Raw genomic sequence first — 12587 nt, forward strand, 5'->3', positions numbered from 1 at the left:
CGCAATGACCGAGCCTAGCGACGCGCCTGGCCGCGCGCCGCGAGTACCACGCCCACGATGGTGATGGCCATGCCGACCAGTGCCGCCGGTGGCAGGCGCTCGTCGAACAGCCACCAGGCCTGCAGCGCCGTGACCGGCGGCACCAGGTAGAACAGGCTGGCCACGCGCGAGGCCTCGCCGCGCCGGATCAGCGCCATCAGCAGCAGGATGGCGGCAATGGAGAGCACCAGCACCAGCCAGCCCAGGGTCAGAATGAAGGTGGGCGTCCATTCGACATGGCGCTCCTCCAGCAGCAGCGCACCGAGGCCGAGCAACATACCGGCGGCGAGATACTGCACCACCGTCCCCGAGAGCAGTGGCATGCCGGTGCAGAAGCGCTTCTGGTACAGCGTGCCCAGGGTGATGCCCGCCAGCGCGACCAGCACGCAGGCCAGCGCAGCGAGACCGAAGCCCTGGAACGAGGCCGTACTCGGGTCGAGCTTGCTGCCCAGCACCAGGGTGATCCCGGCCAGCCCCAGGGCGAGCCCGAGCCACTGCACGGCGCTGATGCGCTCGCCCAGCAGCGGCCCGGCCAACGTTGCCGTCAACAGCGGCTGCAGGCCGACCAGCAGTGCCGTGAGGCCCGCCGGCATGCCCAGGTAGATGCCGTAGAACACCCCGCCGAGGTAAGCCGCGTGCACCAACAGCCCCGATACGGCGATGTGTCCCCGCAGCCGCCAGCTGCTCGGCCAGGTTCCTCCCATCACTTTCACCAACGGAATCAGCAGGGCGAGGGTCAGCACGAAGCGGATGGACAGGAAGGTGAAGGGTTCGGCATGGGGGAGGCCGAACTTGGCACCAATGAATCCGGTACTCCACAGGGCCACGAACAGTACCGGCATGCCTGCCAGCAGGGCGGCATCGAGACGAGAGTTGGCGGGCGACGTCATCGCGGGGAAGGTCCTTGTTACACGACAAACCAAGGGTCGACGATACTGGGTTGCCGGTGCGAGCGAAAGCTAGCAGGTTAACTTTTTCGTCCGAGGCGATGGGATGAGAAGAAGTGCCTGGCGCAATGATTACATTATGTAACTTAAAAATCTGAACTCTGTTCGCTCCCCTCCGTCAGACTTCTTACATTCACAGCAACACCCTTGGAGGTATTCAATGCAACGGATGACTGCACTGTTCTCGGCCGCCCTGCTCACCGCCGGGCTGATGACCGTACAGGCGCATGCTCAGCAGGACCCCGCCCAGGATCCGGCCGGCCAGCCGCAAGCGCAGGCACCCGCACAGGACTTCTCAGACGACCAGCTCCAGCAGTTTGCCGATGCCTCCCAGGAAATCGCTGTGATTTCACAGGAATACACCGAGCGTCTGCACGCGGCCGAAGACGAGCAGTCCCAGCAGGAAGTGCGTATGGAGGCCAACGACAAGATGGTCGAAGTGGTCGAGCAGAACGGCCTCGACGTCGACACCTTCAATGCCATCGGCCATGCCATTCAGCAGGATCCCGAGCTGATGCAGCGCGTACAGGAGATGGCCGAGCAGTCGTAAGCCGGTCCCCTCCACCGAGCTAGAAAGGCCACCCGCGGGTGGCCTTTCTTGTGTCCGGCGCAAGCGCACCTTTATGCTCAGGGCGAGCGGCATGACGTCTGGCATCGACCTGGGAGCCCTACCGACATGGAAGCGGAACTACTCGAAATCCGGCAGCACATGGGGCGCTTTCCGCCCTTCGATGCCCTCGACGATGAATTGCTCGACAGCGTGGCCGGGCAGGTCGAGGTCGCCTATTTCAAGGCCGGCTCCGACATCCTCCGGCTCGATCAGGCGCTGCACGAGTTGTGCTATATCCGCAGCGGCGCGGTGGAGGTTCGACGGCGCACGGGGGATCTCTACAATCGCCTGGGCGAGGGCGACATCTTCGGTCAGTTCAGCCTACTGAGGAACCATCGCGTGCGCTTCCCGGCGCGAGCCCTGGAAGACACGCTGATCTACTACATCCCCGAGGCGGTATTCCTGCGCCTGTGCGAGGCCGACGAGCATTTCGCCGATTTCGTGGAATTGGAGCGCCCACGACTGGAAGCCGCGGTGGAGGAGCACAAGAAGGCCAACGACATGATGATCACCCGGGTGCGCAAGCTGCTGACGCGCTATCCGGTGATGGTCGAGGCGGGGGCCTCGGTACAGGAGGCGGCACGCCAGATCACCGAGGCCCAGGCCTCGGCGGCACTGATTCTCGACGCACCCGACGGCGACCCGCGGCATACCTTTACCGACAGCGAGGATCGCCCCTGGCGGCTGCGCGGCATCCTGACCGACAGTGACTTTCGTACCCGTATCGTGGCCGAGGGGGTGTCACCCGATACGCCGGTGGGCGACCTGGCGAGCGGGCGGCTGATCACCATCCAGTCGGACGAGTCGGTGCACGAGGCCATGCTGTGCATGCTGCGCAACAATATCCATCACCTGCCGGTACTCTACCGGCGCCGGCCGGTGGGCATCGTCCATCTCTCCGACATCATTCGCTACGAGACCCACAGTAGCCTCTATCTCGTCAGCAACATCTTCCACCAGTCCAGCATCGACGGGCTGGCCCGCCTGGCGCCCGACGTGCGTGCCGCCTTCGTGCGCATGGTGGAGGAGGGCGCCAGCTCGCAGATGGTCGGCAGCGCGCTGTCCACCATCGGGCGCAGCTTCGTGCGGCGTCTGCTGGAGCTGGCCGAGGAGGCGCTGGGGCCACCGCCGGTGGCGTACTGCTTCATGGTCAACGGCTCCATGGCCCGCAACGAGCAGACCATCGTCACCGACCAGGACAATGCCCTGATACTCGCCGACGATTTCGACCCGGCCCGGCACGATGCCTACTTCCTCAGCCTGGCGCAGTTCGTCAGCGACGGCCTGGCGGCCTGTGGCTACACCTACTGCAAAGGGGAGGTAATGGCGACCAATCCCCAGTGGCGCCAGCCCGTGTCGGTATGGAAGCGCTATTTCAGCGAGTGGATAGCGTCGCCCACCCCGGAGCGGTTGCTGCACTGCTCGATCTTCTTCGACCTCGACAGCGCCTACGGCGAGGAGGCCTACGTCGAGCAGCTGCAGGACCTGATCGCGCGGCAGGCACCGAACAGCCCCCGGTTCCTCGCCGCCATGGCACGCAATGCATTGAACCGCAAGCCGCCGCTGGGCTTCTTCCGCACCTTCGTGATGGAAAAGGATGGCAAGCACAACAACTCGATCAACCTAAAGCGCCGCGGCACCGCGCCGCTGGTCGACCTGATCCGCGTGCATGCGCTGGCGTGCGGCTCGCGTGCCCAGAACAGCTTCGAGCGGCTGGACGACATTGCCGCCACGCAGCTGCTGGCCCCGGGCGTGGGCGACAAGCTGCGCTACGCCATGGAGCTGCTCTCCGTGGTGCGGATTCGTCACCAGGTCCTCGACCTGCAGCATGAGCATGAACCGGACAACAACATCGAACCGGAGAACGTCGCCGACAGCGAGCGCCACCACCTGAAGGATGCCTTCCAGGTCCTGAGCCATGCCCAGAAGTTCCTCAAGTATCGCTACCCGGTGCCGCCACACGCCGGCCGGGCGCGCTGAGCCATGCTGTCTCATCGCTTGACCGCGCGTTCGCAAGGGCATGAGTGGCCCTCTTACCTGCAGCGTCGGGCGGCCGAAGCCCGAGCGCCGGTGCTGAAGGCGTTCTTCGCGGCGGACTGGCCGGCGCCCGAAACGCCCATCGGCGAGGCACCGCTGGTGGCCCTGGACCTGGAGACCACCGGCCTCGACGTGCAGCGCCATGCCATCGTCAGCATCGGCCTGGTGCCCTTCAGCCTGCAGCGAATCCCCCTGGCCGAGCGCCGCTACTGGGTCGTGCGCCCCAGCCGTCCGCTGTCCGGGGCCTCGGTCGCCTATCATCACATCACCCACTCGGAAGTGGCCGGGGCGCCCGACCTGGAATCGATCCTGCCCGAGCTGCTCGAGGCATTGGCGGGGCGGGTCGTCGTGGTGCACTTCCGCCACATCGAGCGGCCCTTTCTCGACGAGGCGGTCAAGGCGCGGCTGGGAGAGGGGATCCGCTTTCCGATGATCGACACCATGTCGCTGGAAGCGCGGCTCCACCGGCTTTCGCTGTGGTCGCGCCTGCGGCGCTGGATGCGGCGTCCGCCCGTGTCGATACGCCTGGGCGACAGCCGGCGGCGCTACGGGCTGCCCGATTACCAGGGGCATCACGCCATGGTCGATGCGCTGGCGACGGCGGAGCTGCTCCAGGCCCAGGTGGCGCGACACTACGACCCCGCGCTGCCCGTCAGCGCGCTATGGACCTAGACGTTATCCAGGCTGGCGGCGGCTCAGAGCCAGAGTTCGGCGAAGGTGGCCCCATCCACGGGACGGCCGAAGTGAAAGCCCTGCACGCCGGTACAACCCAGCGCACGCAGGGCTTCGGCCTGCTCGGCGGCCTCGACGCCTTCCGCCACCGTCAGCATGCCCAGGGTCTGGGCCATGGCGATGATGGTGGCGACGATGGCGTGGTCGTGGCTGCTCTTGAGCATGTCCTGGACGAAGGACATGTCGATCTTCAGGGTGTCGGCGGCGAAACGCTTGAGATAGGAGAGCGACGAATAGCCCGTGCCGAAGTCGTCGATCGCCATGCTGAAGCCGGCCTTGCACAGGGCTCGGGTGATGCGCACCGTCTGCTCGGGGTTGCGCATCAGGCCGCTCTCGGTCAGCTCCAGCCCCAGCTTGCCGGGAGGCACGCGCATCGCGATGCGCTGGATGTGCTCGGCCAGGCGCGGGTCGTCCATCTGCTGGGCCGAGACGTTGACGCACAGGCGTCCGGGAAACGGCTTGCCCTGGCGTTCCCAGGCCATCAACTGCTGGCAGGCGGCCTCCAGCACCCATTCGCCCAGGGCACAGATCAGGCCCTGCTCTTCCGCCAGCGGAATGAAGGTGCCCGGGCTGACATGCCCGAGGATCTCGTCGTGCCAGCGGCACAGCGCTTCCGCCCCGGTCAGCTTGCCCGTCTTGAGGCTGAACTGCGGCTGGAAGGCGAGCGATAGCTTGCCCTTGGCCAAGGCCTCGCTGAAGCGTAGCTGCAGCAGCTCGTACTGATGCAGTTCGTCCGCCATGGTGGCGGTGAAGAAGCGGGTGCGGCTGCTGTCCCGCTTGGCATGGTTGAGCGCGATGCTGGCATGCTGGAACAGCGACTGGGCCGTATCGGCATCGCGAGGGAACAGTGCCGCACCGACACTGGCGGAAATCGAGAAGCTGCGTTCCGACAGCTGGATCGGTGCCGTGAGACTGTTGCGGTACCGCTCGATGGCGTGCGCCATGGCGGCCGGTCGGGTGTCGGTGAGCAGGACCATGAACTCGTCGCCCCCCAGGCGGGCGACGAACTCCCCGGGTTCGGTCTGGGCGCCGAAACGGCCGGCGATCTCGGCCAGGATGAGGTCGCCCAGTTCGTGCCCCTGGGTATCGTTGATCTGGCGGAAGCGCTGCAGGTCGAGATAGAGCAGGCCCAGGCAGTTGTCACGCAAGCGGGCCTGTTCGCAGGCCTCTTCCAGCCGTTCCATGAAATAGCGCCGATTGGGCAGGCCGGTGACGCTGTCCCAGTAGATGAGCTGCTGGATACGGTAGTCGCTGCTGCGGCGTTTCTCCTCCTCGGCCCGGCGTGCCATCTCGGCGCCCGCCTGGGCCGCGGCGATGCGCAGCACTTCCGGGGCATAGGCCGCGAGCTCGAGAGGGCGGCTGGAGAGCACCGCGAGCAGGCCGACGAGGTGCCCTTGCGGTGCGCGCAGCGGAATGCCCACGTAGCTCTCGACGCCAAGCTCCTCGAGCATCGTATCGTCAGGAAAGCGTTGACGGACGCCGTCGGCAAATTCGCAGACTTCGCCGTCCAGCACGTGTTCGCAGGGCGTGCCGGTCAGGGCATAGACCGATGTCGGCTGGAACGCTCCCTTCGACCAGAAGGCGACGGTACGGATGGAGGCGCTGTCGGAAAGCAGCTTTCCGATGAGCACGTGCTCCCCATCGAGGATCGTGGAGATGCGCTCGACCAGGTGATCGAACGCCTGGGGAGTGCCGGCCTTGCCCAAGCCATCGGCGAGCAGACGAAAGGCGTCTTCGGGTGCCATCATGGGCGAGAGCGGCTCCTTAGGCATCGTTGTAATGATCTACTCGAAATATGCCCGAAGCGACAGCACGTTGCTAGTGGCCGATAGCCGCATGAAAGGGTTGACGAATGAGGCTTTTTCGTCCTGGCAGGGAGAACCCCGTCTAGGCGGGCGGCCGGCGGCCGCAGCAGTCGGGCCAGGCTCGAAGAGCGAAGCCGCCGGCGGCAGGCGGCCCGGTGGGCGCCTGCCGCCGGCAAGCGCCGGTCAGCTGCGCGGCTCGCTCATCAGGCCCTTGATGATGGCGTAGCAGCCTGCCAGCAGCACCAGCGTGAAGGGCAGGCCCGTCGAGACGGCCATCGCCTGCAGGGCGGTCAGCCCGCCGCCCAGCAGCAGGGCGATGGCGATGACGCCCTCGATGATGGCCCAGAACACGCGCTGCGGCTTGGGCGCGTCGACCTTGCCGCCGGCGGTGATGGTATCGATCACCAGCGAGCCGGAATCCGACGAGGTGATGAAGAACACCACCACCAGCACGATACCCACGAAGGAGGTGATGGCCGTCAGGGGCAGTTCGCCCAGCATGACGAACAGCTGCAGCTCGAGGGCCGCGTCGCGGACACCCTCGAAACCGTCACCGACCAGTTGGTCGATGGCCGTACCGCCGAAGGCGGTCATCCACAGCACCGAGACCAGCGAGGGCACCAGCAGCACGGCGATCAGGAACTCGCGCACGCTGCGACCACGGCTGACGCGGGCGATGAACATGCCGACGAAGGGCGACCAGGAGATCCACCAGGCCCAGTAGAAAGCGGTCCAGCCCTGGCTGAAGTTGGCATCCTCGCGGCCGAACGGGTTCGACAGTGCCGGCAGGTTGACGACGTAGGCTCCCAGGTTCTGGAAGAAGCCGCTCAGGATCAGCAGGGTCGGCCCGACCAGGATGACGAACAGCAGCAGCAGTACGGCCAGCCCCATGTTGATTTCCGACAGCCGGCGTACGCCCTTGTCCACCCCGGCGAGGATCGACACGATGGCGATGGCGGTGATGCCGAGGATCAGCAGCACCATGGTGGCGTCCGATTCAGGTATGTTGAACAGGTAGCTGAGGCCCGCTGATGCCTGTGACGCGCCAAGCCCCAGCGAAGTGGCGAGCCCGAACAGGGTGGCGAAGACTGCCAGGATGTCGACGATATGGCCCGGCCAGCCCCATACCCGCTCGCCCAGCAGCGGGTAAAAGATCGAGCGCATGGTCAGTGGCAGGCCCTTGTTGAACGAGAAGATGGCCAGCGCCAGCGCCACTACGGCATAGATCGCCCAAGGGTGCAGGCCCCAATGATAGATCGTCGCGGCCATGCTCAGGCGAGCGGCGCCTGCAGGATCGTCCGCGGCCGCCCCCAGCGGCGCCCAGTCGGTGCGCACGCCGTCCTCCGCGGTGGTGCCGCCGAGGGCCGCGCCGAAGTGCGACATCGGCTCGGAAACGCCGTAGAACATCAGGCCGATGCCCATCCCCGCGGCGAACAGCATGGCGAACCAGCCTAGGTAGGTGAAGTCTGGTTTGGCATGCATGCCGCCGATGCGCACCTTGCCCAATGGCGACACGATCAGGGCCAGGCACAGCAGCACGAAGACGTTCCCGGCAAGCAGAAAGAACCAGTCCAGGTTGCCGGTGAGCCAGTCGCGCAGGGCGGTGAACAGCGGTTCGACCTGGTCCTGCAGGGCAAGGGTGAGGACCACGAAGAACACCGTGACCAGTGCCGAGATGGTGAAGACCTTGCCGTGGAGGTCGATGCTGAAGCCGAGCTTGTCGGTGGCCAGGTTGTCCTGCCCGATGACGTAGTCGGTATCGATCAGGTTGGCCGGCCCTTCCGGCGCTGGCACGCCCTCCGAGGGCTCAGGTTCCCTGGCACGGTCGGCGCGAGAATCGTTATTCACGTTACGCTCTCCCAATGAAAGGTCTAAGTTGTAATGGCGATGAACGGATCGGGTCAGGCGCGTGAGGGTCTGACCAGGAAGACCGAGACATCGGTGTGGGTGGCGATCTTGCCACCGTGGGACGGCATGATGACGTCGAGATGCTTCGGCGGGTGGGTCGGCATGACCACGAGGTCGGTGCCCACATCATCAATCGCCTGGATCAGGAGGTCGTCGAGATCGGCGACCGGGTCTGCGCTGCTGATGGTGTGGACACTGACCGGCTGGCCATGCAGTGCCGCCTGTTGCTGGGCAAAGGCCTCCAGCTTCTGCTGGTACTCCTCTGGCGTCCTGGCCACGCTGCTCGGGGCGGTGGACGTCACCCCGACATAGCAGACTTCGGCCTGGTAATGCCGGGCCAGGTCGGCCACGGCCTGCAGGGAAGGCTCGAGCACTTGCAGATGGGCAAGATCGACCGGGACCATGATTTTGCTGTACATGTCGTGCTCTCCTGGTTTACGTGGTGTCGGCTCTCCGACGAGACGTACGCGGGTGCACGTTGGGGACGTTACACAACGTCAAGTGTGGCGGCTTTGGCGCGTGGTGTCAGTTCAAGAACCGGCATGCGAGACGCGTCCAAGCGACTATTATTGAGACAAGAATGATACATGAAAGGCACGACGTTGCCGAACCGGCGTCATGGCGCATGCTGTCCGCCGCCTTTGCGTAACGCAAGGTTTTCTTTGGGTAACGGCGAGTTAACCGATATCCTGGCGGGTGTCCCCAGTCCCCGTTCAACGCTATTTGGACCCTGTGGGGATTGCAGCCATCGCCCGGAAGGGAATAGGGTCATGGCAATACCGACAAGAACAAGGGCCAGCCTCCGGAGGCCGCGTCTCCGCCAGTGCCTGGCCATGAGTGGAAACTCTGCATGAACGAAAGCCTGCAACAAGAACGCAACCACAGCGCAAGGGAAGCCGATCACGAGGCGGACACCAACTTCGTCCGTTTCATCAACGTGCAGAAGAGCTACGACGGGGTCGAGCTGGTCGTCAAGGGCTTCAACCTCGACATCCGGCGTGGCGAGTTCGTCACGCTGCTGGGCCCTTCGGGGTCGGGCAAGACCACCTGCCTGATGATGATGGCGGGCTTCGAGACCCCGACTCACGGCCAGATACTGCTCAAGGGCGACCCGATCAACGACCTGCCGCCGCACAAGCGGGGCATCGGCATGGTCTTCCAGAACTACGCTCTCTTCCCGCACATGACGGTTGCCGAGAACCTCGCCTTCCCGCTGGAGGTTCGCCACCTGTCCCGGGCCGAGGTCAAGCGCAAGGTCGAGCGCGCGCTGGCCATGGTGCGCCTCGAGCATTTCGGCGACCGGCGCCCGGCACAGCTGTCGGGTGGCCAGCAGCAGCGCGTGGCCCTGGCCCGCGCGCTGGTCTTCGAACCCGAACTGGTCCTGATGGACGAACCGCTCGGCGCGCTCGACAAGAACCTGCGCGAGGAGATGCAGTACGAGATCAAGCGCATCCATGCCGATCTGGGCGTCACCATGATCTACGTGACCCACGATCAGACCGAAGCACTGACCATGTCCGATCGCATCGCCGTGTTCAATGACGGCGTGGTCCAGCAGCTCGCCTCACCCGAAACGCTCTACGAAGCGCCCGAGAACGCCTTCGTCGCCAATTTCATCGGCGAGAACAACCGGCTCTACGGGGAGGTGACCGAGACCCTCGGTGACAACTGTCAGGTGCGTCTCGACAGCGGCGAGACGGTAGTGGCCAAGGCCGTCGCGGCGGGAGGGATCGGGGCGCGCACGACGCTTTCCCTGCGTCCGGAGCGCGTCGCCATCGTCTCGGGCGAGACCGATCAGGCGTTCGATAACCGCTTCCGCGCCGAGGTCAAGGAAGTGATCTACCTCGGCGATCACCTGCGCACCCGCGTCAGTGTCTGCGGTAACGATGAATTCATTCTCAAGACTCCCAACGCGAAGGGATTTACTTCGCTGAGGCCGGGCCAGTCGATCGACATCGGCTGGTCCAGTAGCGACTGTCGGGCTCTCGATGCCTGAATGCGCTCAACCCTGAGCAGTGCAACAAGTACAACAAGCGGAGATCGACGATGAAATTCCACGACAAGCAAGCAGGGAAAATGACGCTCAAGCTGATGACGTGCGCCGTGGCGGGCGCCTCGGCCATGGGCTTGGCAAGCCTGGCGCAGGCGCAGCAGACGCTCAACATCGTCTCCTGGGGTGGCGCCTACACCATGAGCCAGCAGAAGGCCTACCACGAGCCGTGGATGGAGCAGACCGGCGACGAGATCATCAACATCGACCGCAGCGGTAATGCCTTGGCCGGCCTGCGGGCCCAGTCCCAGGCGGGTAACGTGACCTGGGACCTGGTCGACATGCTGCCGGCCGACGCGATGATCGCCTGTGCCGAGGGGCTGATCGAGCCGCTGGATCACGACGAGCTGCTGGCCGACGCGCCGGACGGTACGCCGCCGAGCGAGGACTTCGTTGACGGTGCCCTGGGCGAGTGCTTCGTCGCCTCGATCGTCTACTCCAACATCGTCGCCTTCAACACCGAGATGTTCCCCGAGGACAACCAGCCCAGCACCATCGCCGATGTCTTCGACCTGGAGCAGTTCCCCGGCAAGCGCACCCTGCTGCGCAAGCCGATCAATAACCTCGAGTGGGCGCTGGTGGCCGATGGCGTGGCACCGGAGGACGTCTACGATGTGCTCGAGACGGAGGAGGGCATCCAGCGCGCCTTCGCCAAGCTCGACACCATCAAGGACCACGTGATCTGGTGGGAGGAGGGCGCCCAGCCGCCGCAGCTGCTCGCCGACAAGGAGGTGGCCTTCGGTTCCGCCTACAACGGCCGGATCTTCGATGCCATGGTCTCCGAGGACCAGCCCTTCGAGATCATCTGGGATGCCCAGGTGTTCGAGCTGGACGGCTGGGTGGTGCCCGTCGGCAAGCTCGACAAGGTCAAGGATTACCTCTACTTCGCCACCGACACCCAGCGGCTCGCCGACCAGGCCCAGTACATCTCCTACGGCCCGGCGCGCTACTCCTCCTCGGACATGGTCTCGGTGCATGCCGAAACCGGTATCGACATGATGCCGCACATGCCGACGTTCCCGCCCAACTTCGCCACGGCGATCCAGAAGGACGACGAGTTCTGGGCCGACTACAACGACGAGCTGACCCAGCGCTTCGACGCCTGGCTGGCCCAGTAAGCCGAGACTCCCACCCGGCCGCCTGGCCGGGTGGGGTACCGCCGATTCTCATGTCGTGATGTCGTTTTTCCTGGAGTGGCCAGAGTGTCCGAATCTCCCGCTTCCCCCTTGACTACCGCCGATGGCGTGCCGCTCAAGGTCAGCCTGCGCCGCGCCGTGCGACGTTCGAAAATCAAGGCCTTCCTGCTGGTATCGCCTTTGCTGCTATTCCTCGGCATCGCTTTCGTCATGCCGATCATCGAAATGCTGTGGCGCAGCGTCGACAATCCCGAAGTCACCACCCACCTGTCGCGTACCGTCGCCGCCCTGGAGGGCTGGGACGAGGAGTCCCTCCCCGGCGAGCCGGTCTTTGCCGCCCTGGTGGAGGACCTGCGCGAAGGGCAGGCCGCACGCAACCTGGGGCTGCTGTCGAGCCGCCTGAACTACGAGAAATCGGGCATGCGCTCGGCGATCAACCGCACGGCGCGTCAATTGCGCACCATTGAGCCGCCCTACCGTGAAGCGCTGATCGAGCTCAACGACACCTGGGGCGAACTCGATACCTGGAAGCTGATCCAGCGCGAATCGACGCCCTACACGCTCACCTACTACCTGGCGGCGGTGGACCGCCAGCTGACGCCGACGGGCGAGATCGTCCAGGTGCCCGACCACCTCAAGGTGCACGTCTCGCTGTTCTGGCGCACCTTCTGGATGAGCGCGGCGATCACCGGCCTGACGCTGCTGTTGGGCTACCCGATCGCGTTCCTGCTGGCCAGCCTGCCGCTGCGCCATTCGAACCTGCTGATGATTCTGGTGCTGCTGCCATTCTGGACCTCGCTGCTGGTACGCACCACGACCTGGATCGCCATCCTGCAGTCCCAGGGGGTGCTCAACGACGTTCTGGTCGCGCTCGGCGTGATCGCCGACGAGGCGCGCTGGCAGATGATTCACAACAAGACCGGCACCATCGTGGCCATGACCCACATCCTGCTGCCGTTCATGATCCTGCCGCTCTATTCGGTGATGAAGACCATACCACCGAGCTACATGCGCGCGGCCCGCTCGCTGGGCGGCAAGCCGTTCCTGAGCTTTCGGCGGGTCTATTTCCCGTTGACCATCCCGGGCATCGCCGCCGGCGGCATCCTGGTGTTCATCCTCTCGATCGGCTACTACATCACGCCGGCGCTGGTGGGCGGACAGTCGGGGCGCTTCATTACCAACTACATCGCCTACCACATGCAGACCTCGCTCAACTGGGGGCTGGCCGCGGCTATTGCCTCGATCCTGTTGTTCGTGGTGATCGTCTTCTACATGGTCTTCAATCGCCTGATCGGCGTCGACAAGGTCAAGCTGGGGTAATCC

The 12587-nt window shown here is 65.0% G+C and carries 10 protein-coding genes; 6 read left to right on the forward strand and 4 right to left on the reverse strand.

What is annotated here, in order from left to right:
• Positions 1 to 14: 14 nt before the first annotated feature.
• Positions 15 to 929, reverse strand: coding sequence for a DMT family transporter (locus HNO51_RS04960; RefSeq protein WP_197449900.1), 915 nt, complete (start codon positions 927 to 929; stop codon positions 15 to 17).
• Between the two features lie 217 nt (positions 930 to 1146).
• Between HNO51_RS04960 and HNO51_RS04965 the strand changes: the two genes are divergently transcribed.
• The 3 genes from HNO51_RS04965 (at position 1147) to HNO51_RS04975 (ending at position 4305) form a co-directional block, all read left to right on the forward strand.
• On the forward strand, positions 1147 to 1536 hold the full coding sequence (locus HNO51_RS04965) for a DUF4168 domain-containing protein (RefSeq protein ID WP_209538626.1): 390 nt from the start codon (positions 1147 to 1149) through the stop codon (positions 1534 to 1536).
• Positions 1537 to 1662: 126 nt separating this feature from the next.
• A complete protein-coding gene (locus HNO51_RS04970; protein ID WP_209538627.1) occupies positions 1663 to 3576 on the forward strand; it encodes a DUF294 nucleotidyltransferase-like domain-containing protein in 1914 nt (637 codons plus the stop codon).
• 3 nt (positions 3577 to 3579) lie between these two features.
• Entirely contained in the window at positions 3580 to 4305 is a 726-nt protein-coding gene (locus HNO51_RS04975; RefSeq protein ID WP_197449903.1) for a 3'-5' exonuclease, read from the forward strand.
• A 23-nt stretch (positions 4306 to 4328) separates the two neighbouring features.
• On the opposite strand, the gene HNO51_RS04980 is transcribed toward HNO51_RS04975, so the two are convergent.
• From HNO51_RS04980 to HNO51_RS04990, 3 genes are all read right to left on the reverse strand, one after another.
• Complete coding sequence (locus HNO51_RS04980) at positions 4329 to 6113, reverse strand: putative bifunctional diguanylate cyclase/phosphodiesterase (RefSeq protein ID WP_197449904.1); 1785 nt, start codon at positions 6111 to 6113, stop codon at positions 4329 to 4331.
• Positions 6114 to 6353: 240 nt separating this feature from the next.
• Positions 6354 to 8018, reverse strand: coding sequence for a BCCT family transporter (locus HNO51_RS04985; RefSeq protein ID WP_197449905.1), 1665 nt, complete (start codon positions 8016 to 8018; stop codon positions 6354 to 6356).
• Positions 8019 to 8071: 53 nt separating this feature from the next.
• Positions 8072 to 8497: a universal stress protein gene (locus HNO51_RS04990; RefSeq protein ID WP_197449906.1), complete on the reverse strand. Its 426-nt coding sequence runs from the start codon at positions 8495 to 8497 to the stop codon at positions 8072 to 8074.
• Positions 8498 to 8928: 431 nt separating this feature from the next.
• Here HNO51_RS04990 and HNO51_RS04995 point away from each other — a divergent pair, with 431 nt between their 5' ends.
• The 3 genes from HNO51_RS04995 to HNO51_RS05005 all read left to right on the forward strand — a co-directional run bounded on the left by HNO51_RS04995 (position 8929) and on the right by HNO51_RS05005 (position 12584).
• Positions 8929 to 10074: an ABC transporter ATP-binding protein gene (locus HNO51_RS04995; protein ID WP_209538628.1), complete on the forward strand. Its 1146-nt coding sequence runs from the start codon at positions 8929 to 8931 to the stop codon at positions 10072 to 10074.
• A gap of 50 nt (positions 10075 to 10124) precedes the next feature.
• Positions 10125 to 11246, forward strand: coding sequence for an extracellular solute-binding protein (locus tag HNO51_RS05000; protein WP_197449908.1), 1122 nt, complete (start codon positions 10125 to 10127; stop codon positions 11244 to 11246).
• An 84-nt stretch (positions 11247 to 11330) separates the two neighbouring features.
• The gene (locus HNO51_RS05005) at positions 11331 to 12584 is read left to right on the forward strand and encodes an ABC transporter permease (protein WP_242597207.1); all 1254 of its coding nucleotides are present in this window, start codon (positions 11331 to 11333) and stop codon (positions 12582 to 12584) included.
• The last annotated feature ends 3 nt before the right edge of the window (positions 12585 to 12587 follow it).

The sequence above is a fragment of the Billgrantia sulfidoxydans genome (assembly GCF_017868775.1).
Taxonomy (GTDB): Bacteria; Pseudomonadota; Gammaproteobacteria; order Pseudomonadales; family Halomonadaceae; genus Halomonas; species Halomonas sulfidoxydans.

What these genes read in the sequence shown, in the direction of transcription:
- HNO51_RS04975 (WP_197449903.1), top strand. Translation starts at nt 3,580, where the DNA reads ATGCTGTCTCATCGCTTGACCGCGCGTTCGCAAGGGCATGAGTGGCCC.
- HNO51_RS04995 (WP_209538628.1), top strand. Translation starts at nt 8,929, where the DNA reads ATGAACGAAAGCCTGCAACAAGAACGCAACCACAGCGCAAGGGAAGCC.
- HNO51_RS04970 (WP_209538627.1), top strand. Translation starts at nt 1,663, where the DNA reads ATGGAAGCGGAACTACTCGAAATCCGGCAGCACATGGGGCGCTTTCCG.
- HNO51_RS04960 (WP_197449900.1), bottom strand. Translation starts at nt 929, where the DNA reads ATGACGTCGCCCGCCAACTCTCGTCTCGATGCCGCCCTGCTGGCAGGC.
- HNO51_RS04990 (WP_197449906.1), bottom strand. Translation starts at nt 8,497, where the DNA reads ATGTACAGCAAAATCATGGTCCCGGTCGATCTTGCCCATCTGCAAGTG.
- HNO51_RS05000 (WP_197449908.1), top strand. Translation starts at nt 10,125, where the DNA reads ATGAAATTCCACGACAAGCAAGCAGGGAAAATGACGCTCAAGCTGATG.
- HNO51_RS04965 (WP_209538626.1), top strand. Translation starts at nt 1,147, where the DNA reads ATGCAACGGATGACTGCACTGTTCTCGGCCGCCCTGCTCACCGCCGGG.
- HNO51_RS04980 (WP_197449904.1), bottom strand. Translation starts at nt 6,113, where the DNA reads ATGATGGCACCCGAAGACGCCTTTCGTCTGCTCGCCGATGGCTTGGGC.